This is a genomic window from Hydrogenovibrio sp. SC-1, from assembly GCF_002848135.1.
In the GTDB taxonomy this organism is placed as follows: domain Bacteria; phylum Pseudomonadota; class Gammaproteobacteria; order Thiomicrospirales; family Thiomicrospiraceae; genus Hydrogenovibrio.
In genome coordinates, this window is the sequence record NZ_PKGB01000003.1 from 54105 (window position 1) to 75377 (window position 21273).

18 protein-coding genes are annotated in these 21273 nt (G+C 43.6%); 13 read left to right on the plus strand and 5 right to left on the minus strand.

Going from position 1 to position 21273, the window contains the following annotated elements; all coding sequences use genetic code 11:
* Window positions 1-73: 73 nt before the first annotated feature.
* Genes dnaX through CYQ88_RS02360 form a run of 4 tightly spaced genes read left to right on the plus strand, consistent with a single transcriptional unit; the run spans window position 74 to window position 4967 of the window.
* Window positions 74-2080 (plus strand): DNA polymerase III subunit gamma/tau, encoded by a 2007-nt coding sequence (gene dnaX, locus CYQ88_RS02345; RefSeq protein ID WP_101839857.1) that lies wholly within the window; start codon window positions 74-76, stop codon window positions 2078-2080.
* A gap of 18 nt (window positions 2081-2098) precedes the next feature.
* A complete protein-coding gene (locus tag CYQ88_RS02350; RefSeq protein ID WP_101839741.1) occupies window positions 2099-2428 on the plus strand; it encodes a YbaB/EbfC family nucleoid-associated protein in 330 nt (109 codons plus the stop codon).
* Between the two features lie 35 nt (window positions 2429-2463).
* Window positions 2464-3066, plus strand: a complete 603-nt coding sequence (gene recR / locus CYQ88_RS02355; protein ID WP_101839742.1) for a recombination mediator RecR — start codon at window positions 2464-2466, stop codon at window positions 3064-3066.
* Window positions 3066-4967 carry an Ig-like domain-containing protein gene (locus CYQ88_RS02360; RefSeq protein ID WP_101839743.1) on the plus strand — a complete coding sequence of 634 codons (1902 nt, stop codon included), beginning with the start codon at window positions 3066-3068 and terminating at the stop codon, window positions 4965-4967. Before recR ends, CYQ88_RS02360 begins: the two co-directional genes overlap by 1 nt.
* On the opposite strand, the gene argF is transcribed toward CYQ88_RS02360, so the two are convergent.
* A complete protein-coding gene (argF, locus tag CYQ88_RS02365) occupies window positions 4957-5868 on the minus strand; it encodes an ornithine carbamoyltransferase (protein WP_101839744.1) in 912 nt (303 codons plus the stop codon). The genes CYQ88_RS02360 and argF overlap by 11 nt on opposite strands.
* 34 nt (window positions 5869-5902) lie before the next feature.
* The gene (locus tag CYQ88_RS02370; RefSeq protein WP_233188789.1) at window positions 5903-7081 is read right to left on the minus strand and encodes an aspartate aminotransferase family protein; all 1179 of its coding nucleotides are present in this window, start codon (window positions 7079-7081) and stop codon (window positions 5903-5905) included.
* A gap of 276 nt (window positions 7082-7357) precedes the next feature.
* Between CYQ88_RS02370 and CYQ88_RS02375 the strand changes: the two genes are divergently transcribed.
* Complete coding sequence (locus CYQ88_RS02375) at window positions 7358-8284, plus strand: branched-chain amino acid transaminase (RefSeq protein WP_199170147.1); 927 nt, start codon at window positions 7358-7360, stop codon at window positions 8282-8284.
* Window positions 8285-8337: 53 nt separating this feature from the next.
* Entirely contained in the window at window positions 8338-8526 is a 189-nt protein-coding gene (locus CYQ88_RS02380; RefSeq protein ID WP_101839745.1) for a zinc-finger domain-containing protein, read from the plus strand.
* 99 nt (window positions 8527-8625) lie between these two features.
* Here the strand turns inward: CYQ88_RS02380 and glnA are convergent, their stop codons facing one another.
* Entirely contained in the window at window positions 8626-10032 is a 1407-nt protein-coding gene (glnA, locus tag CYQ88_RS02385) for a type I glutamate--ammonia ligase (protein ID WP_101839746.1), read from the minus strand.
* A 447-nt stretch (window positions 10033-10479) separates the two neighbouring features.
* On the opposite strand from glnA, the gene CYQ88_RS02390 reads away from it, so the two are divergent.
* The 6 genes from CYQ88_RS02390 to phoR all read left to right on the plus strand — a co-directional run bounded on the left by CYQ88_RS02390 (window position 10480) and on the right by phoR (window position 18067).
* Entirely contained in the window at window positions 10480-12747 is a 2268-nt protein-coding gene (locus CYQ88_RS02390) for an ABC transporter permease subunit (RefSeq protein ID WP_101839747.1), read from the plus strand.
* Between the two features lie 10 nt (window positions 12748-12757).
* On the plus strand, window positions 12758-14401 hold the full coding sequence (gene pstA / locus CYQ88_RS02395) for a phosphate ABC transporter permease PstA (protein WP_101839748.1): 1644 nt from the start codon (window positions 12758-12760) through the stop codon (window positions 14399-14401).
* A gap of 85 nt (window positions 14402-14486) precedes the next feature.
* Window positions 14487-15257 (plus strand): phosphate ABC transporter ATP-binding protein PstB, encoded by a 771-nt coding sequence (gene pstB / locus CYQ88_RS02400; RefSeq protein WP_255408739.1) that lies wholly within the window; start codon window positions 14487-14489, stop codon window positions 15255-15257.
* Window positions 15258-15310: 53 nt separating this feature from the next.
* Window positions 15311-16054 carry a phosphate signaling complex protein PhoU gene (gene phoU / locus CYQ88_RS02405; protein ID WP_101839750.1) on the plus strand — a complete coding sequence of 248 codons (744 nt, stop codon included), beginning with the start codon at window positions 15311-15313 and terminating at the stop codon, window positions 16052-16054.
* Window positions 16055-16057: 3 nt separating this feature from the next.
* Window positions 16058-16753 carry a phosphate regulon transcriptional regulator PhoB gene (gene phoB, locus CYQ88_RS02410; protein ID WP_101839751.1) on the plus strand — a complete coding sequence of 232 codons (696 nt, stop codon included), beginning with the start codon at window positions 16058-16060 and terminating at the stop codon, window positions 16751-16753.
* Between the two features lie 12 nt (window positions 16754-16765).
* Window positions 16766-18067 (plus strand): phosphate regulon sensor histidine kinase PhoR, encoded by a 1302-nt coding sequence (phoR, locus tag CYQ88_RS02415; RefSeq protein ID WP_101839752.1) that lies wholly within the window; start codon window positions 16766-16768, stop codon window positions 18065-18067.
* Here phoR and CYQ88_RS02420 read toward each other — a convergent pair.
* Complete coding sequence (locus tag CYQ88_RS02420; protein WP_101839753.1) at window positions 18054-19625, minus strand: inorganic phosphate transporter; 1572 nt, start codon at window positions 19623-19625, stop codon at window positions 18054-18056. The two genes, phoR and CYQ88_RS02420, sit on opposite strands and share 14 nt — an antisense overlap.
* A gap of 244 nt (window positions 19626-19869) precedes the next feature.
* Here CYQ88_RS02420 and CYQ88_RS02425 point away from each other — a divergent pair, with 244 nt between their 5' ends.
* On the plus strand, window positions 19870-20841 hold the full coding sequence (locus CYQ88_RS02425) for a PstS family phosphate ABC transporter substrate-binding protein (RefSeq protein WP_101839754.1): 972 nt from the start codon (window positions 19870-19872) through the stop codon (window positions 20839-20841).
* 81 nt (window positions 20842-20922) lie between these two features.
* On the opposite strand, the gene CYQ88_RS02430 is transcribed toward CYQ88_RS02425, so the two are convergent.
* A complete protein-coding gene (locus CYQ88_RS02430; protein ID WP_101839755.1) occupies window positions 20923-21174 on the minus strand; it encodes a 2Fe-2S iron-sulfur cluster binding domain-containing protein in 252 nt (83 codons plus the stop codon).
* Between the last annotated feature and the right edge of the window lie 99 nt (window positions 21175-21273).

The window sequence follows — 21273 nt, forward strand, 5'->3', positions numbered from 1 at the left end:
TCTGAAATTGAGTTCGCATTCTCTGTGTTTCACGTTAAAATGACCTTTCTTAAAATGACTTGAAATGGTTCTCGTGAGCGATACTGTACTGGCCCGAAAGTGGCGTCCAAAAAACTTTTCCGAATTAGTGGGTCAAACCCATGTCATGCAAGCGTTATCCAATGCACTGGATCAACAACGGCTACATCATGCCTATTTATTTACTGGCACACGCGGGGTTGGTAAAACCACCATCGCTCGAATTTTCTCTAAGGCTTTGAATTGCGAGCAAGGAATGAGTTCAACGCCATGTGGCGTTTGTTCTGTCTGTCAGTCAATTGATGAAGGGCGGTTTGTTGATCTGATTGAAGTGGATGCGGCCTCGAAAACCAAGGTCGAAGATACCCGAGAATTGTTGGAAAATGTTCAGTACGCACCCGTTCAAGGTCGATACAAAGTATATTTGATTGACGAGGTGCACATGCTCTCTAAGAGCAGTTTTAATGCTCTGTTGAAGACGTTAGAAGAGCCGCCTGAGCATGTTAAATTTTTATTAGCGACCACCGATCCGCATAAATTACCGATGACGGTCTTGTCGCGCTGTTTGCAATTTAATTTAATGCGGCTGACGCAAGTCCAATTACAACAGCATTTAGCGTTTATTTTAACGCAAGAAGCAATCGCCTTTGACGACGCAGCCTTGGCGATGATTGCTAAGAGTGCCGATGGTTCCGCGCGGGATGCGCTGAGTATTTTGGATCAGGCCATCGCTTATGGGGCTGGTGAAGTTCAGCATGCCGCTGTTCAGGCGATGCTTGGCTTGGTCGATCAGCAGTTTACCTTGGCCATTTTACAAGCCTTGGCACAAGATTCTGCGGAAGGCATAAAACAAGTCGTGAAGCAACTAGCTGCACTTGGGGTCGACTATGTTGCCTTAAATGCGCAACTCATTGAAAGCTTGCATTCCTTGAGCCTGATTCAGGTGTTAGGCGACGCTGGTGAAACGGCGATTTTAGAGACCGACACGCTTCAAACGCTTGCCGAACAACTTGCACCTGAGCGTGTACAGATGTGTTATCAAATTGCGCTATTGGCAAAACAAGATATGGCGTTGGCTCCCGATATCCGCATTGGTTTTGAAATGGCATTGCTTAGAATGTTGGCATTTCAACTGGCGGAAGGTGATCCCGAGCCGTCTAAAATGACCAGGCCTGGGCAAAATTCTGTTCAAAATACGGGGCAAGAAGCACCGTTAACCCAGCCAATGAATGCTGCTGTGAATTCAGTGACAATTCCTTCGGCTCCGCCGCAGCCCATGGCCGAGCAAACCTTGCCTGCTTCAGAATCCGTTTCCTCTCAGCCAAACCAACAAGCTGTCAGTGCTCAGCAACCGTCAGTGCAGATGGTAACGGAGGATGATCCAATTCAAGCCTTGAAAAAGCAATTAGCCGCCACTTTAGGTGGTGCGGATGAAAAAAAAACGTCTGCTAACGCACCCAAGGTCCCGCCAAAAACAGCGGCTATTCAAGAAAGTCAGCATAATGTTGCGCCAGAGATGGCTGCTGCAGAACCTAGCCATTCATTTGACGCTCAGCCGATAATGGAGCAGGCGATTGCGCCGCAATCAGATACCAGTTCGCATCTTGAGCAAACCGTTTCTTCGGATGTCGTATGGGAGCCTGACCTGTCTGCATCGCAATTGCAAGACACAGGACAGCCGCATCCAACCATTGAAAATTGGTTACAACTGATTGTCGAATTGGGATTAGAGGGCATGGCTGCAGAATTAGCGCGACAGTCTATTTTAGTTCGTCAGACTCCACAAGTATTGACTTTGAGTGTTGATCCTGCTCAGGCACAGGTGGCTTTAACCGAGTTGGCTTTTCAACGGTTAGAGGAGCAGGTAAAAGCCCAGCTTGGTTGTCGATTGGAGTTTGAACAGGCATCAGGACCACACTGGACCCCTGCAAAACAATCAGCCTCTGATAATGAAATGCGTCAACAGCAGGCAAGAACGGCTATCGAGCAGGATGCCAAAGTACAAGCTTTTAAACAAACTTTGAATTTAAATGTAATTGAATCGTCGATTCAACCAAAATAACTCATAAAAGGAGTCGGTATGTTAGGTGGTAAAGGTGGTTTGGGTAATTTAATGAAACAAGCCCAAGAAATGCAGAAGAAAATGCAAGCCGCACAAGAAGAAGTTGCCAAAATGGAAATCACGGGAGAAGCCGGTGGTGGGTTGGTTTCTGTGGTGATGACTGGTAAGCATGAGTTGGTTAAGGTTTCAATAGACGATAGCTTAATGGATGACAAAGAAATGCTTGAAGACTTGGTGGCTGCGGCGGTTAATAGTGCAGCTCGCAAAGTAGAAGAATCGTCTCAAGAAAAAATGGGCGGTTTGACCGCAGGCATTGACTTACCGCCTGGGATGAAAATGCCCTTTTAACGCTACTTGATGGGAATCCTAAAGATGAGCTTGCGATGCAAAGTCCTTTAATTAATGAACTAATCGATGCCTTTAAGCAACTGCCAACCATTGGTCAAAAGTCCGCACAGAGGTTGGCTTATTATTTGTTGCAAGATCACCAAGCAACTGGGCAGCGATTGGCAAGTGCGATAGAAACTGCGATTGAAAAAGTGGGGCACTGCCAACAGTGCCGAAATCTTTCAGAGACGGATATTTGTAGCATTTGTGCATCACCAGCGCGCGCACGGCAGCAAGTCTGTATTGTTGAATCTCCAACCGATGTGATGGTGATTGAGCAATCAGGGGTTTATCAGGGGTTGTATTTTGTCTTAATGGGGCATTTATCACCCATCGATGGGATTGGCCCTGATCAACTGGGATTGCCAATTCTTAAAAACCGTTTGCAAGTAGGGGAGGTTGAAGAAGTGATTATCGCCACCAATCCCACCGTTGAAGGGGAAGCAACGGCGCATTATATTCAGCAAATGGCCTCTCAACAGAATATTCAGGTAACGCGTTTGGCGCAAGGCATTCCATTAGGAGGAGAGTTGGAATACATTGATGCTGGCACACTTGGTCAGGCTTTTGTCGGACGAAAAAATATTGAGAGTCAGTGATGAACCTGTGCTCAAAACTTTGTCATTGGAGTTGGCTAGTTGTCTTATTGGTGATTCTGTCAGCTTGTGGCGGCGGCGGCAGTTCAACCGGTACGGCTGATAGTCAAGCATTGGCTGCGGGCATTAATCTGGTCGTTTTTGAATCCGAACGAAATGGTGCTTCTGCCTTGGCTGCAGCCATTGATGAAGGCGAGCGTATTAAAGTGACGGTCAAGTTACTCGACGACCGTAAGCTACCTTTGGCTCGGGAAGTCATCACCGCTGCAGTTGATATTGGCACTCTCTCAAGTCCGCCCAGTTTAACGGATCAAAATGGATTAACCACCTTCTATCTTGAAGCGCCAGCACCCCTAGCAACTGAAACCGTTGTCGGGACTTTGACGGTGGGTGCAACGGGGTATCCGGACCGCACCTTTAGCTATGAATTTAAACAGACGGCAACGGCGACTACCGGTACCACCACGGGAGAACCTACAGGGGTTTCCATTTCATTTATTTCCGCGGATCCAACCTATATCGGTTTAAAAGATATTGGCGGCCTAGATTTGTCCCAACAGTCTAATGTGACCTTTGCGGTTAAAGATATAGATGGTAATCCGGTGAATAATCATTTGGTCAATTTTAAATTAGCTACTGAAATTGGTGGTTTGAGTCTCTCAGTAACGGAAGGTTATACCAATCAAAATGGTGAGGTTTCAACACGCGTTCTATCTGGAACGGTTCCGACAACGGTTCGAGTCATTGCTTATTTCACATCAGGCGAGGTGGAAATCTCTGCCCCCTCAGATCAATTAACCATTGGCACTGGGCTGCCTGACCAGAATAGTTTTGAAATCACTGCCGATACTCTTGCACCTCAAGGCCTTAACTACAGTGGTGAAGTTGTGAATATTACTGCGCGATTAGCCGATCGGAATAATAATCCAGTTCCAGATGGAACCAGTGTCTATTTCACGACAGAAGGGGGCGCGATTGATTCAAGTTGCGAAACCACGAAAGGCAGTTGCTCGGTTGAATGGCGGAGTCAGGCGCCTCGTCCTAGCGATCATCGAGTCACCGTACAAGCTTATGCAGTAGGGCATGAGTCCTTTTATGATCGTGTTAATGCTGCTAATCCATCGAATGGTCAGGATGGGGTGTTTGATGGAGTGGATGTATTTGATGATTTGGCTGAATCCTTTCGAGATGACGATGAAAATGGCACCTATAATCCAAGTGCAACAACGGGTTTTACATATAATTTTGCGCTAGATGAGCGGTATCAGGATTACAACAGCGATGGTCGCTATAGTGCCGCTGATGGGGTTTTTAATGGGGTGCCCTGTCAACACACAACAAAATGTGCGGCTAATCCATCCTTAACCGATGTCAAAACCACCTTAGTACATGTCCGCGCCAGTAAAGTGCTAATTTTGACATCAAATTATCCAAAGATTCATCTATATCAGTTGAATTCTGGGAATAGTTGTTTAGATTCAAATGGAAAAATTTCAACGTTAAATTGTACTAATATAGCCAATGGCATCGTTAATTTTGCCGCAGGGGTTCAAACATTGCAATTTTGGATTATGATTGAGGATACGGCTGCAAAATGCCAGGCCAGTGTCAACGATGCAAGTCGAGTCGATGAAATTAATCCTGACAGTGCGGCTTGTTTAGTAGCTGTTAGACAGTCAGCCGCAACTGGTTCAACGATTGGGGTGACGTCAGAGGTCGGCGCGGTTTCAGGCGTGCCCGAAGCAGGTATAGCTAATACCTTAAGTCACCGTGAGTTTGTGTTGTCAGTGACTTCAGATGATGCCAATACCGCACCAGTTTCGGGACCATTGGAGATTAAGGTGACCGCCCCTAAAGGTGAGATTCAATCTGTGTCAACGACACTGGTTGACCCTAGTGGTTAGCCATTAAGGCTTCAAGTAACGCTTTTTGTGCATGGAGTCGGTTTTCAGCTTCATCCCAGACCACGCTGTTAGGGTCATCCATTAATTCAGCCGACACTTCTTCGCCACGGTGTGCTGGTAAACAATGCATAAATAAAGCCTCATTGTCTGCTTGCGCCATTAAATCACGGGTGACTTGGTAGTCCTTGAACGCTTTTTCACGTTTCTTCTGCTCTTCTTCTTGTCCCATGCTCGCCCAAACATCGGTCACCACCAAATCAACGCCTTCTGCGGCTTCCATTGGGTTGCGAATCAGTTCAATCCGGTCTTCATTGCCGCTGATAAAGCGCGGATTGGCTTCATAGCCTTCAGGGGTGGCGACTCTTAGTTTGAAGTCATACTGTTTGGCGGCATTAATATAGGAGTGGCACATATTATTGCCATCTCCGACCCATAACACTGTTTTACCGGCGATACTGCCGCGGTGTTCATAATAAGTCTGCATGTCGGCTAACAACTGGCATGGATGAAAATCATCCGTCAGGGCATTGATAACTGGCACACGTGAATGGGCAGAAAGCGTTTCAACTGTTTCATGAGCAAAGGTACGAATCATAATGCCATCAGCCATACTAGAAATAACCTTGGCGGTGTCCTCTATAGGTTCGCCTCGACCAATCTGAGTTCCCTCTGGACTTAAAAACAGCGCATGCCCCCCTAATTGGGTCATTCCGATTTCAAATGAAATCCGGGTGCGGGTTGATGATTTTTCAAAGATCATTGCTAGGGTTTTGTTTTTTAAGGGCTCAAATATTTCCCCGGCGTGTTGCATTTTCTTCAACTCGATTCCACGAAGTAATAGCTGATGGAGCTGCTCGGGGCTAAAGTCTTGTAAGGTTAAAAAATGTTTTGGTTGTTTCATAGGTAATCTTCTTTCATTTAGCAATCGTTTAGACTTAATTCGGTTGAGTGAAGCTTTGAATTAAGGAAGAAAGTGTGTCAATCAGTTGATCGGTTTGATCATTTGACATCACAAAAGGAGGCAATAGACGAATGGTATTACCTTGGGTGACATTAATTAAAAGGTGTTGCTCTAGCGCAAGTTTGACGAGTTCGACACAGGGACGATCCAGTTCAATGCCAATCATATAGCCTTGGCCTCGAATGGAGACAACTGCATCAAAGCTTGAAAGGGCTTGATTCAGTCTGTCTAATAGCAATTCCCCTCTGTCAGCAATATAAGCAATATAGTCGTGATATGTCAGTGTTTTTAGCACAGCAAGGCCTGCGGCACAGGCCAAAGGGTTTCCACCAAAAGTGGTGCCATGGTTGCCCGGAACTAATAAGCCAGCTGTTTTATTCCCAGCTAGACAGGCGCCAATCGGAACACCATTGCCTAAGGCTTTTGCAAGGGTCATAACATCCGGTAAGATGCCTTCATGCTGGTGCGCAAACCATTCACCGGTCCGGCCGATACCTGTTTGAATTTCGTCAATCATGAGTAGCCAATCATTTTGGTCACAAATTGCTCGAAGCGATCTTAAATAGCCTTTATCTGGAATGTTGACCCCGCCTTCACCTTGAATGGGCTCAACCAAAATCGCAACGATTTCTTGATCATCATTTAATGCTGTGATCGCGTCAATATCGTTAAAGGGGACTCGAACGAATCCTTCCACTAATGGGGCGAACCCTTCCTGAACTTTTGGGTTACCCGTGGCGGAGAGCGTTGCTAAAGTTCGTCCGTGAAAACTGTTTTCCATCACAATGATTTTGGGGTGGCTAATTTTTTTTTGGTGAGCAAATTTACGAGCGATTTTAATAGCGGTTTCATTGGCCTCAGCGCCAGAGTTACAAAAGAACACTTTTTCTAAATGTGACCGTTCAATTAAAGCATCGGCAAGCTGAGTTTGTTTTTCAATATTGTAAAGGTTTGAAGTGTGTATGAGTTGCTGACTTTGCTCACAGATGGCATTGGAAATTTCCGGGTGAGCATGTCCCAAACTACAAACCGCAATACCGCTGACGGCATCTAAATAGGCTTGACCTTTAGCATCATAGAGCAATGCGCCTTTTCCAGAGTGGAAGCTAACAGGCAATCTTGCATAGGTGTTCATTAAGTGATCTTGTGCCATGGTAAAACCGAAATCCTATCTTCTCTTATATTAGGGCTATAAATAAAAAAGCAATCGAAAGCTGAACTTGCGATTGCTTTTTTGAATGGTGTTGTTATTTGAAGTCGTATTCAAAAGAATGATTTTAAACAACCCTCATAGAATTTCAAGCAAAATGTTGTATTTACCCTGGTCTTTCAATCGGTCGTGGCCGTTAATTATTATGTTTTACGAAATAATATAGGATAAAATATCCAAAATATTTTTTTAATGAAATGGAAACAAAAGGCTTTTGCAATGCAAACAATGAATGATCGCGATGGCGTAATTTGGTTAGATGGAAAAATGGTGGACTGGCGTGATGCAAAGGTGCATGTTTTAACCCATACCCTACATTATGGAATGGGGGTCTTTGAAGGTGTTCGCGCATATCATGCTGAACAGGGGACCTCAATTTTCCGATTGGAAGCGCATACTGACCGATTGTTTAATTCTGCCAAAATCATGAATATCTCCATGCCTTTTTCAAAAGCAGAAATTAATGAAGCTCAAAGAGCTGCGGTTCGAGAAAATGGTTTAGATTCGGCATATATTCGTCCAATGGTCTTTTACGGGTCTGAAGGAATGGGATTACGTGCCGACAATTTAAAAACCCACGTGATGGTTGCTGCTTGGGAGTGGGGCGCTTATATGGGAGAAGAAAATTTGCAAAAGGGCATTAAGATTGCCACTTCATCTTTTACCCGTCATCACGTAAATGTCACTATGACTAAAGCCAAATCGAATGGCGCTTATATGAACTCGATGCTGGCATTGCAAGAAGCGGTTAGTCATGGTTGTGATGAAGCTTTGTTATTAGACACTGAAGGCTATGTTTCGGAAGGCTCTGGCGAAAACTTTTTTATGGTTAAAGACGGTATTATTTATACACCTGAACTGACTTCTGCCTTGGATGGCATTACCCGTAAAACGATTATGAAGTTAGCCAATGAAGCAGGGTATGAAGTGCGAGAAAAACGTATTACACGTGATGAAGTCTATATTGCAGATGAAGCCTTTTTTACGGGCACAGCAGCAGAGGTAACGCCGATTCGTGAACTGGATAATCGCGTGATTGGTGAAGGGTGTCGTGGCCCTATAACTGAAGTATTGCAAACAAAATACTTTGATGTGGTTCACGGCCGTTCTGCGGCTCATTTGGATTGGTTAAACACGGTTGCCTAATATATCAATCTGTTTGGCGGATTGTACGATAGTGATTAGAATAAGGAAGGATTATGACACAAGAAACTATTGACGTGACTTATGATGATTTGCCGCTCACCTGTCCGATGCCAGGGGAGGCTCAATGGAATGCGCATCCAAGAGTGGCTTTGCCAATTGAAGAACAAGGTAACGCAAAGTGCCCCTATTGTGGCAAAGAGTATGTATTAAAAGACTGGGATCCAAATCATTCGGCACATTGAGTCGCGTGAGATGAAAACAACCAGGCCTGGTTGTTTTCATCGATTGTAGATATAAAAAAACCCGCAAAAGCGGGTTTTTTTATGGAATGCAACTTTGCCTTATGCAGAGTAGTACATATCAAACTCAATTGGGTGAGTTGTCGCACGCATACGAGTAACTTCTTCCATTTTAAGGTTGATGTAGGCATCAATCGCTTCATCTGTAAAGACACCACCTGCTTTAAGGAAGTCGCGGTCTTTATCTAATTCATCAAGTGCTTCTTCAAGTGATGCACAAACAGTTTTATACGTAGCTTCTTCTTCAGGAGGAAGATCGTATAAATCTTTCTCAGCAGGCTCGCCTGGATCAATTTTATTTAAGATTCCGTCAAGGCCGGCCATTAATGAAGCTGAGAAGGCTAGGTATGGGTTGGCTGTTGGATCAGGGAAGCGTAATTCAACACGACGAGATCTTTCTGAAGGCGCATACGGAATACGAATAGACGCAGAACGGTTTGAACCAGAGTAAGCTAATAAGATAGGCGCTTCGAATCCTGGGACAAGGCGCTTATAAGAGTTAGTTCCTGGGTTGGTGAATGCGTTTAGTGCGCGTGCATGCTTCATTAGACCACCAATATACCAAAGTGCTTCTTGGGATAGGCCTGAGTACACATCACCCGCAAAAATATTCTTGCCATCTTTAGAAAGAGACTGGTTAATGTGCATCCCAGAACCATTGTCACCTACGATAGGCTTAGGCATGAACGTTGCTGTTTTACCCAATGCATGACAAGTATTATGTACGGCATATTTAAGAATTTGTACTTCATCAGATTTTGCAGTCAAGGTGTTACCGGCAACAGCTAGTTCACACTGACCACCTGAAGCTACTTCGTGGTGATGGGCTTCTAGTTTTAAGCCCATTGCTTCTGCCATCGCGCAGATGTCAGCACGGACTTCATGAAGTTGGTCAACAGGCGGAACTGGGAAGTAACCTCCTTTAACCTTAGGACGGTGTCCAATGTTCCCGCCTTCAAATACTTTCTCTGAGTTCCAAGAGGCTTCGTTACCGTCAAGTTTTACAAAACAACCAGACATGTCGGCACCCCAGCGTACATCATCAAAGATGAAAAATTCAGGCTCTGGACCAAAGAAGGCGCTATCGGCAATACCCGTTGAGGCTAGGTAAGCTTCTGCTTTTTTAGCGATACCACGAGGATCTTTTTCATAAGGTTCCATGGTTGAAGGTTCAACAATCATGCAACGGATAATTAAGGTTGGATCGTTAGTGAAAGGATCAAGGACAAACCCGTCTGTTTGTGGCATTAAAATCATGTCAGAATTGTGGATGTTTTTCCAGCCTTGGATAGAAGAGCCATCGAAAGTTTCACCATCTGAGAAAAAATCCTCATCAACGGATTCAGCAGGGATGGTAACGTGTTGTTCTTTACCTATGGTGTCGGTAAAGCGTAAGTCTACCCATTTAACGTCATTTTCTTTGATTAGATCAAAAATTTCTTGCGACATAATAGTGTCCTTTTCGATAGTTTCAGAATTCAGTGGAGTTAAGTGTTTTGAGTGCAAAAAAACAATTCAATGTTTAAATAAACTTGTTTGAAAGTCAATAGCAAAGAATTGTTGCTCATTATCTTCCTAAGATGTGTTTTTATTTTGGCTAACATAATAGGAGACAGGCCACTTTTAAACCCTATGATAATAGCTTGAACCGTGCCAAAATACCAATATTTTTTAAAACAAATGTAACTAATTGAAACGGTTTATTTTTTTGTTAGATAGTTTAGCAGTGACACTGGCGCGACATTTCATTAATGCTTTATTATGGTGCAATATCGCTTTTTTTTAGTGAATAGGTACTCGTGTATTTTGCCATTTTAATTGGTTTATGAGTTTCATTTAACTGTCATATTGTTGCTGTATGATTGCCAGCAATCAGTATATATTGGATGGAATTGAATGGAACAGCAAACGCAGAAGGCGCTCGATCAAGCTCTCAAAGGGCCTCGATTTGAGAAGCGTATTAAGCGCCGTAACTTGGTGGATAGAAGTTGGGCTTCCAGTATCTCCGTTGGCGGTGTCGGGGTTATTTTTTCAGTATTACTGATCATGTTCTTTTTAGTCTATGTGGTGGCACCTTTATTCGTTTCAGCTAAAGTTGAGCCCACAAAAGTTTATGCTTTGCCAGGGAGTCCACAAGCCCAAACTTTATTTTATGGTATGGATGAATATAAAGAAACGGCAATGCGGATTACCGATGAAGGTGATTTAGTCGGGTTTACGATTGAAGATGGCTCCTTGTTAAAACAAGATGGGCTGCCGCTAAATGGTGCTCGCATTACCAGTTTTGCAAAGGTGAGTGAGAAAGATAACATTCTGGCATTCGGACTGTCAGATGGCCGCTTACTTTTAACTCAGTATGATTATGATGTTTCCTATCAAAATAATGTGAGAACGATACACCCTAAATTAAGCTATCCTTTTGGAAAACAGGGCGTTGAGCTTGCAGAAGAAGCCATTTGCCAATTAGCAGCTAGGGTCGATGATTCACAGTTGGTTATAGTGTATCGACTTGAAGGCCAGGATGAAATTCAAATTCGTCAGTTTGATAAGGTAGAATCGATGTTTTCGGATGAAACGGTTCTAGAAGAATACGCAGCAGGTCAAATCCCGGTTACCGACTCAGTTGAATGGTTGAAGTTGGGCGGCTATATGCGTAACTTGTATTTAGTATCAAAATCTGGCGAGGCAAATTATTACGATATTCGAAATGCCAGTACGCCGATTCATTTACAAACTGTTCAGTTGGTTCCAGATGGGCAAAACATTAGGTCACTCAACTTTTTGCTGGGCGAGTATTCTCTGATGGTTGGAACGGATGACAGCCGTGTTTTGCAGTGGTTTCCCGTTCGAGATGAGCAGAATGAATTTAGTCTACAACTCATCAGGTCGTTCGAAGTCGAAGGTGAGAGCGTCAGCTTTGTCGGGATTGAGCATAATCGCAAAGGGTTTGTGACATTAGATGATTCAAATCAGTTTAATTTATTTCATTCGACAGCAGAGCGTCATTTGGCGTCAGTGAACTTTTCAGACCCTTTAACATATATTGAAATGGCACCACGAGGCAATGGCGCTTTGGTGGAAACGGCCTCTGGCCAATTGCATGTGTTAGAGATTGAAAATGAACACCCTGATGTATCGTTTTCAAGCTTATGGGGTGAGGTTTGGTATGAGGGCTATGAAGCGCCCGATTATGTTTGGCAATCTTCATCTGCCAGTACCGATTTTGAACCCAAATTTTCGATGGTGCCTTTGACGTTTGGTACCATTAAAGCCGCTTTTTATGCCATGTTATTTGCTGTGCCGATCGCGGTAATGGCGGCCATATATACTGCCTTTTTTATGGAAGGGAAAGCCCGACAAACGGTTAAGCCTGCCATTGAGTTAATTGAAGCTTTGCCAACGGTGATATTAGGGTTTTTGGCGGGGCTTTGGCTTGCACCCTATATGGAATCACATTTGGCGGGCTTTTTTTCCATTCTACTGGTCTTGCCGGTGGGTATCCTATTGTTTGGTTATGGTTGGTCAAGGTTGCCTGAACCGATTAGGTTGTTAGTGCCAACAGGGCAAAGAGCGATTTTAATGTTGCCAGTTGTGGTTATATTAGGTTGGATGGCGCTATCAATGAGTGGCCCGATTGAACATCTGTTCTTTAATGGTGATATGCGTCATTGGTTAACCTTTAATGCTGGAATTGACTTTGATCAGCGTAATGCCTTGGTGATTGGCTTTGCTATGGGGTTTGCACTCATTCCAACCATTTTTTCTGTTTCAGAGGATGCCATTTATAACGTTCCAAGCTATCTAGTGAATGGATCCTTGGCATTAGGGGCCAGTGGTTGGCAAACATTAGTCGGTGTGGTCTTGCCAACCGCCAGCCCAGGTATTTTTTCGGCGATTATGCTTGGTTTCGGCCGGGGGATTGGTGAAACTATGATCGTGTTAATGGCGTCTGGAAACACTCCATTAATGGATGGCAACCTTTTTCAAGGGATGCGCACCTTATCGGCTAATTTGGCTGTTGAAATGCCAGAAGCCGAAATCTATAGCTCGCATTACCGTGTGCTGTTTTTGTCTGGATTAATCTTGTTTATTTTTACGTTTGTGCTCAATACCTTAGCGGAAGTTGTCCGTGAGCGTATGCGCCGTAAATACGGATCACTATAAGGAATTTGACATGAAAGCATGGTTTAAAGAAGGCGAACATTGGGTTTGGTTTAGTGCAGCATCGGTCAGTATTAGCGTGGTACTCGTAGTTGGGTTGCTATTAATGATCTCGATTCGCGGGCTAGTCCATTTTTGGCCACATGAAGTCTATGACTATCAGCTTCAATCTGAAAATGGTCAGACAGAGCAGATAGTTGGTGAATTACACGATACCAAGTTGAAAGAGATTAAAAACTCAGAGTCAGGAATGATTGAAAAGATTCCTCAGTTCCTGATGAAGGTTGGCAACCGTGATATTTATGGAATTGATTTTCGGTGGATTAATACGGCAGATATTATTGGAAGACAGGATCGCCTTGATAACGGAGTCACTGTTATTGAGCGCTTTGAATATGGAAATGTGTATGGCCATCTTCAAACAATTATTCAAGAAGGTCAAGTAGTCGCTGAACAGAAGCAGGTTTTGCCAATGATGCATCAACTGGTAGAGGCCTCTCAAACACTTTACCAACGAATTAACCATATTGAAAAAGTTACTTTAGGCGGTATCAACTATCAACTAGAACAATTGCGCCTTGAACAAAAGAAACTCCAAGCAGAAGATCAATACGATACAGAAGCCGAGTCGGCACTCAACCAACAACGAGATGAACTCAATGCAGAGTTTAGAGAACAGCAAGCCGTATTAAAGGGTCTCTACAGTCAGCTCAACCGGATGGGAGAAGTTTCGTTGAGTTTAGCTGGCGGACAGGTTATTCAGGTTCCTTTTAAGTCGATTGTACGCTTTTGGCAACCCAACAATATGTCGGTTTTTGAGAAGACAGGGTTTTTCTTTAATTCCATTGGTCACTTCTTATTTGGCGAACCGCGTGAGGCCAATACTGAAGGAGGTGTTTTCCCTGCAATTGTCGGAACCATCACTATGGTTATATTAATGGCTATTTTTGTTACACCGATGGGCGTGATTGCGGCAGTATACATGAGCGAATATGCCAAGGAAGGTTTGGTGCTTAAGATCGTGCGTATCTCTATTAATAATCTTGCGGGGGTTCCTTCCATTGTTTTTGGTATCTTTGGTTTAGGTTTTTTTGTATATATTATCGGCGGTTCAATTGATGATCTGTTTTATGAATATGCCTTGCCAAGCCCAACCTTCGGAACGCCAGCATTATTGTGGGCGTCTTTAACCATGGCATTATTGACTTTACCGGTTGTGATTGTCTCAACGCAAGAAGGGCTTTCTAGAATCCCGACCGCATTGCGGGAAGGTGGTCTAGCCCTTGGCGCTACACAATCAGAAACCATTATGAAAATTGTATTACCCATGTCAATGCCAGCAATTATGACAGGATTGATTTTAGCCGTTGCACGAGCGGCCGGGGAAGTCGCTCCCTTAATGTTGGTTGGGGTCGTTAAGTTGGCGCCAGAGTTACCCATTGATTTTAATGCGCCATTTATTCATTTAGATCGAAAGTTTATGCACCTAGGGTTTCATATTTATGATGTTGGCTTTCAAAGCCCCAATGTGGAGGCATCGCAACCACTTGTTTATGCAACCTCATTATTGTTGGTATTGATTATTGTCGGTTTGAACTTGGGTGCGATTACCATTCGTAATAGATTGCGTGAAAAATATAAAGCGCTTGGAAATTAAGCAGCTGCCATCGGATTAACAGAAATAGGAATCAAGTATGAGTGAACAAAATATGAGTGTCGCTTTAGATCGAGATCATAGAGGAATGACGCTTGAAGGTGAAGAAATCGCCATGGAGGTGAAGGATTGGAACCTCTATTACGGTAGTAAACAAGCATTGCAGAATATTAATATGCAACTGCCCAAAAACCGAGTCACAGCGTTTATTGGTCCCTCTGGTTGTGGTAAATCGACTTTATTACGCTGCTTTAACCGTATGAATGATCTGATTAGCATTGTTCGTGTCGATGGCGAAATGACACTCTATGGTGAGGATATGTACGCCAAGCAAATGGATGTTGCCGCCTTGAGACGTCGAGTTGGGATGGTTTTTCAAAAGCCAAATCCTTTTCCAAAGTCGATTTATGAAAATGTCTGTTACGGGCTGAGGCTACAAGGGCTGAATGATAAAGCGGTGTTGGACGAAACGGTTGAATGGGCTTTAAAAGGCGCTGGCCTTTGGGAAGAAGTGAAAGACCGGTTGGATGAAAACGCGTTAGGTATGTCTGGGGGCCAGCAGCAGCGTTTATGTATTGCACGGGCGATTGCGATTAAACCGGAAGTGTTGTTATTGGACGAGCCAACATCGGCTTTAGACCCAATTTCAACCTTAGCGATTGAAGAATTGATTTTTGAACTTAAAAAAGAATTTACGATTTTAATCGTCACGCACAATATGCAACAAGCAGCACGTGTATCAGATTATACTGCTTTTATGTACATGGGAGATTTGATCGAATATACCGATACTGACTCTCTGTTTACCAATCCACAGTTCAAACGAACTGAAGATTATATTTCAGGGCGCTATGGCTAGAGCAAAGCTGAGCAGTTGATTGGATTAAATTAAAAATTTAGGGAGTGGGTAGTATGGAAAAAAAGGAATTTGGAACACATATTTCTGAGATGTTGAATCAGAATCTTGAAGCACTGTTTAACCATATTCTTGCAATGGGCGGCATGGTTGAGCGTCAAATGGATAATGCTTTGCAGGCACTGGGTACATCGGATGTGGCAAAAGCAAAAGAAATCATTCTATTCGATAAGATGATTAATGATGCCGAAATGGAAATTGATCGCTTATGTGCTCGTGTCCTTGCTCGACAGCAACCGACTGCTTCGGATTTACGACTTATTTTGGTTGCCATTCGGGTCGCTATTGATCTAGAGCGAATGGGCGATGAAGTGGTTAAGTTGGCTAAAATGGTTATTGCTTTTGACCAGATCAATCAAGTCAAATGCTCAGATGTTGAAGGGTATATTGAGCTGGTTGATATTTCGAATCGTTCTAACCAGATGCTGAAAGGTACACTGGATGCCTTTGCTCGGGTTTCAACCGATGGCGCGAGTCAAATAGTTGCTGAAGAAGAATCGATTGATCGAGTTTTTTCCAACATTATGGATCAATTGAAACGATCAATGCAGAGTCAACCTGATTGCTTTGAGTGTCTAATGGAAATGATTATTGCGCTGAGAGCGGCAGAACGGGTTTCGGATCATGCCAGAAATATCGTAGAAAGCATTGTATACTTAGTCAATGGTCAGGATGTGCGAAATATGGATGAAGATCGATTGCAGGCCTTATTAACAAAGTTGCAAGCTGAAGAAGGATAACTGATGGAAGACGCACAGTGCATATTGGTGATAGAGGATGAAGCAGCCATTCGAGATATGCTGAGCTTTACGTTAGCGGCAGCGCATTATACCGTTATTGAAGCGCCCAATGCTGAACAAGGCTGGCAGTTGCTTTTGGAACATCAGCCAGACTGCGTGTTGTTGGATTGGATGTTGCCCGGTGTATCGGGCGTTTCTTTAGCTCGGCGGATTCGTCAACATGAGCAAACTCGTACAACCCCAATCATCATGTTAACGGCAAAAGGGGAAGAAAATGATCAAGTCCAAGGCTTTGAAGCCGGTGCGGACGATTATGTTGTAAAGCCCTTTTCGCCGCGAGCGCTGGTGGCAAGGGTTCAAGCCATTTTAAGGCGGCAGTCGCCAGATAAAATGCAGTCAGAACTTATTCAAACTGGCAAACTAAAACTGGATTTGTCCAGCTATCGTTTCACGGTTGATGGTCAGGAGGTTAAGCTAGGGCCTACTGAATTTAAACTGGTCCATTTTTTTATGACACATCCGAACCGAGTGTATACTCGGCTACAGTTATTAGACCAAGTCTGGGGGGAATCGGTCGTGGTTGAAGAACGAACGGTTGATGTTCATATTCGCCGTCTTAGAAAACTGTTGGATCCGGTTAATGCTGCAGACGTCATTCAAACGGTAAGAGGTGCAGGTTACCGGTTCTCGGCAGAATAGGGAAAACAATTCGTGTCGAATGGCGTTTCCCGAGAATTAACCTGGATTGTGACCAGTTTATGGGTCGCCCTATTTCTAGGCTGGATAACAGAACAGTGGATCTGGGTATTGGTTGGATACCTTGTTTTTTATATAACGCGCCAATTATTCAGTATGGTTCGCTTTGAACAGTGGATGCGTGGAAGTGCAAAAGTTCCTTATCCGCCCACATCAGGGTTATGGGGCGAGCTCGGTTATTTAGTCTCTTATAAACAGAGGTTGCTGCAAAAACATGCCGATATGCAACTGGCAAAATCTGAGCAGTTTTTGGCGGCTTCAATGGTGGTGCCGGATGCGATTATCTCAATCGATGGCGACCATCAAATTGAGTGGTTTAATGCGTCTGCCAAAAAACTGTTTAAGCTAAAACAAAGCGATACAGGACGTAAGCTCGAGACCTTACTGCGCCATCCGGATTTTATTCAATATCTTAAAACTTTTCAGCCGAGAAAAGGGCTGATCCTCACGACACTGAAGGGCAATTCAAGGGCCTATCAGCTTAGACTGTTTCGTTATTTCGAAGACCATAGTTTACTCATTGTTAAAGATATTCATGAGCTCTATAGTTTGGCACAAATTCGCCGTGATTTTATCGCCAATGCCTCTCATGAATTACGTACTCCTCTAACGGTTCTGAATGGCTATATTGAAGTCATGCAAGACTCTTTGACAGAGATGTCTCTCTGGACAAAGCCCTTGAAGCAAATGGCGCAGCAGTCTCATCGTATGCGTTCGATTATTGATGATTTATTAACCCTTTCTGCCATGGAATCCGAAACGCTGACCGAAAAACCACAAAAAGTCAGGATTGCAGAGGTGTTGCAAATGCTACAACAAGATGTCGCACAGATGAGTCAAGATAATCATCAATTTGTATTTAATATAGATACGAATTTGGTCATTAAAGGCTATCTAGAGCCTTTAAAGAGTGTCCTAACGAACTTGGTTTCAAATGCAGTTCGTTATACGCCGGATGGGGGCAAAATTGAAGTTAATTGGTATCAAGACGAAAAAGGTGCCCACTTCAAGGTAACCGATACCGGAATTGGCATCGCCTCGGAACATCTTAGCCGTCTCACTGAGCGATTTTATCGAGTGGATACGGCGCGTTCACGGGATACAGGCGGAACAGGGCTTGGGCTGGCCATTGTCAAGCATGTTCTTGAACGGCATCAAGCGAAGCTTTATGTTTCCAGTCAACTCGGGAAGGGGTCTACCTTCCGTTGTGACTTTCCCAAAAGCATTGTTGTTTCAGACTTGATTAAGCCATCATAAAGCTGTGAATAAGCGTGTAAAGCAATGCGGCTAATAACGCAGATGCGGGTACGGTAATGATCCAAGCCGCGACAATTTTGAGGAAGGCGGAGCGTTTTACCAGCTCTTTTTGGTACACTTTATTTAAAGATTTACGATCCTTTTTACTCAGCTCAATTTCTGCTTTGTTTTGCTTAAGTTCCGATAGCATGGTTTTTTTCTGGTGAAGACTGGCTTGGCTAAATTTTTGGATAAATTGTTCAATTTCTTCCGAGTCAGACCCTTTGTGATGTTCGCGAATTTTTTGCAAGGTTTTGGCGTAGTTTCGTTTTAAATATTCTCTTAAAAAGCCAACCCCAAAAATTCCCCCAACGGCTATGTGCGTTGAGCTGACAGGTAAGCCTAATTGTGAGGCAATAATGACGGTGATCGCTGCTGCCATGGCAATTGAGAAGGCGCGCATTTGGTCAAGTTCTGTAATTTCAGAACCGACGGTGCGAATAATTTTCGGACCATATAGCAACAATCCAATGCTGATACCCAGTGCCCCAATTAAAAGAATCCAAAAAGGAATCGTCGCTTTTGTGGAAACGCCATGAGATTGAATAGCATCATTAATAGCAGCTAAAGGCCCAACGGCATTGGCAACGTCGTTAGCACCATGTGCAAAACTCAATAAGGCAGCGGCAAAAATAAGCGGAATAGTGAACAGGGTATTGATACTAGATTTATCATTATCAAGTTGTTCTGCTTGTCGACTTATACGAGGACGAATCAGTAGGTACAGTGCGAAAGCAATCAAAAATCCAATGGTTAGAGCCGTTAAAAAATCTGTTTTCCAAATATGTTTGAGACCCTTTAAGATTAAATAGGTCGAAAAAGCCCATGCCATAATGGCAATCAAAATCGGAACCATGGTTTTCGCGGCGCGAATCATGTCACTTTGATAGGTGATACTGCGTTTAATCCAAAAGAGGAAGGCGGCTGCGATGGCTCCCCCAATGAGTGGCGAGATTACCCAACTTGCAGCAATGGCGCCCATTTGATCCCAGTTAGCGACTTGCCAGCCAGCCGCCGCAATCCCGGCGCCTAAAACGCCACCGACTATCGAGTGAGTAGTTGAAACAGGTGCTCCTAACGCCGTTGCTAGGTTCAGCCAAAGTGCTCCTGCTAGCAGTGCGGACATCATTAGCCACATAAAAACTTCACTGTCATCAATTAAGGCTGGGTCAATAATGCCCTTCTTGATGGTGCTAATGACTTCACCGCCTGCAATAATGGCTCCGGATGATTCAAAAATGGCAGCCAGAATAATCGCACCTGTTAAGGTTAGGGCTTTAGAGCCGACCGCTGGTCCGACATTATTGGCGACATCATTGGCACCAATGTTCATTGCCATGTAACCACCAATCATTGCTGCAATGACTAGTTCAACACTGAAATCAGCTGTATCGGGTTGCAGTTGTGTTGAAAAGAGCATTATTGCAATGATGAAAAGCAATGCGGTTCCAAACCGAAACATCTCTTTGCGGCTTTTGGTGGTCGCCGTTTCAATGTCATTGATATCTCTAAATTCCATAAGTGTCTCTCTAAATATTTACTCACTATTGCAGGAGCTGGAATTGTATAAAAAATGGCAGCAATATTGTGATTATATGTCACTTTCATTGCAATGAAGAGGGGCAAAATTGAGTGAGTTCAAGAAATCAAGCAGATGAGTACTGTCATATAACTGTCATTTTTGTTTCACTTGGTTGTTACAGCTGGGCGGCATAATATGCCGAGTCGATAACGATCCTTTTAATTTTTTGGAGAAGAACGTAATGAAAAGCAAACTTTTAATGGCAATGGGTCTCGCAGCGACCGTCGTCTCTACACCGGTGTTGTCCGCAGCGCAAGTTGATGCAGCCATTCCTGCATACGAGAAAGTTTCAGGGGTATCCGGTAAGCTATCTTCGGTTGGTTCTGATACTTTAGCAAACTTAATGACACTATGGGCTGAAGAGTTTAAGCGTACCTATCCGAATGTAAATATCCAAATTCAGGCAGCAGGGTCTTCAACTGCGCCACCAGCACTTTCAGAATCTGTTTCAAACGTAGGGCCTATGAGCCGTAAAATGAAAGCCAAAGAATTGGCTATGTTTGAAAAAGCACAAGGATACAAGCCAACTGCTATAGGCGTGGCGATTGATGCACTTGCTGTTTATGTTCACAAAGATAACCCAATTAAAGGTTTAACGATTCCACAAGTGGACGCAATTTTTTCAAGCACACGTAAGTGTGGTGCCAAAGATGATATTACCAAGTGGGGGGAAGCTGGCTTAACGGGTGACTGGAAAAACAAGACGATCCAGCTTTATGGTCGTAACTCTGTTTCTGGGACCTATGGCTACTATAAGAAAAAAGCCCTATGTAAAGGGGATTACAAGTCTTCTGTGAATGAACAACCCGGTTCAGCGTCTGTGGTGCAATCGGTTTCTTCTTCATTGAACGGGATTGGTTACTCAGGGATTGGTTATAAAACAGCGGGTGTAAAAGCCGTTGCGTTAACGAAAAAAGCCGGAAGAGCTTTTGTTGAAGCCACGCCTGAAAATGCGCTGAATGGAACCTATCCATTAGCACGTGTACTTTATGTTTATGTAAATAAAGCGCCGAATAAGCCATTAGAGCCAGTCGTAAAAGAGTTTATGAACTTAGTTCTGTCACAAAAAGGTCAGCAAGATGTAGTCAAGGACGGTTATATTCCGCTACCAGCGAAAATGGTTGAAAAATACCGTAAGATGATCAATGACTAATTGATGATTAAAATGTAGTACCCTCGTTAATAAAAAAAACCAGGCCTGGCCTGGTTTTTTTATAGCTGAAATAAGGCTTTATTAAACCAGTTCAATCACAATATCTTCTAAAGGAATGACGCTACACGTCAAAATATTGCCTTTTTCGGCTTCAAACACGGGCTCCTGGATCGCTTCAACTTGACCAGAAATCAATTTGACTTCACAAGCACCGCAATTTCCGCCTCGGCAGCTATAAGGCATATCAAATCCAGCATCATCTAACGCATCTAATAATGAGAATTGGTCATCAAAATCACATTCGCCTTGACCCACCACATGAACTTTTGGCATTTTTAGTCCTTTTTTTAAATTAATAATCTTGATTATTTTAACAATTCAATTGGAATATTATGCAGTAAAATATCGCCACATTATAAAATCCATTTATTT

Excerpts from the sequence above, each read along its gene's own strand:
- CYQ88_RS02360 (WP_101839743.1), top strand. The coding sequence starts at position 3,066 with ATGAACCTGTGCTCAAAACTTTGTCATTGGAGTTGGCTAGTTGTCTTA.
- CYQ88_RS02375 (WP_199170147.1), top strand. The coding sequence starts at position 7,358 with ATGCAAACAATGAATGATCGCGATGGCGTAATTTGGTTAGATGGAAAA.
- CYQ88_RS02380 (WP_101839745.1), top strand. The coding sequence starts at position 8,338 with ATGACACAAGAAACTATTGACGTGACTTATGATGATTTGCCGCTCACC.
- CYQ88_RS02420 (WP_101839753.1), bottom strand. The coding sequence starts at position 19,625 with ATGGAATTTAGAGATATCAATGACATTGAAACGGCGACCACCAAAAGC.
- phoB (WP_101839751.1), top strand. The coding sequence starts at position 16,058 with ATGGAAGACGCACAGTGCATATTGGTGATAGAGGATGAAGCAGCCATT.
- pstA (WP_101839748.1), top strand. The coding sequence starts at position 12,758 with ATGAAAGCATGGTTTAAAGAAGGCGAACATTGGGTTTGGTTTAGTGCA.
- CYQ88_RS02350 (WP_101839741.1), top strand. The coding sequence starts at position 2,099 with ATGTTAGGTGGTAAAGGTGGTTTGGGTAATTTAATGAAACAAGCCCAA.
- recR (WP_101839742.1), top strand. The coding sequence starts at position 2,464 with ATGCAAAGTCCTTTAATTAATGAACTAATCGATGCCTTTAAGCAACTG.
- phoU (WP_101839750.1), top strand. The coding sequence starts at position 15,311 with ATGGAAAAAAAGGAATTTGGAACACATATTTCTGAGATGTTGAATCAG.
- argF (WP_101839744.1), bottom strand. The coding sequence starts at position 5,868 with ATGAAACAACCAAAACATTTTTTAACCTTACAAGACTTTAGCCCCGAG.
- CYQ88_RS02370 (WP_233188789.1), bottom strand. The coding sequence starts at position 7,081 with ATGGCACAAGATCACTTAATGAACACCTATGCAAGATTGCCTGTTAGC.
- CYQ88_RS02430 (WP_101839755.1), bottom strand. The coding sequence starts at position 21,174 with ATGCCAAAAGTTCATGTGGTGGGTCAAGGCGAATGTGATTTTGATGAC.
- pstB (WP_255408739.1), top strand. The coding sequence starts at position 14,487 with ATGACGCTTGAAGGTGAAGAAATCGCCATGGAGGTGAAGGATTGGAAC.
- CYQ88_RS02425 (WP_101839754.1), top strand. The coding sequence starts at position 19,870 with ATGAAAAGCAAACTTTTAATGGCAATGGGTCTCGCAGCGACCGTCGTC.
- CYQ88_RS02390 (WP_101839747.1), top strand. The coding sequence starts at position 10,480 with ATGGAACAGCAAACGCAGAAGGCGCTCGATCAAGCTCTCAAAGGGCCT.
- glnA (WP_101839746.1), bottom strand. The coding sequence starts at position 10,032 with ATGTCGCAAGAAATTTTTGATCTAATCAAAGAAAATGACGTTAAATGG.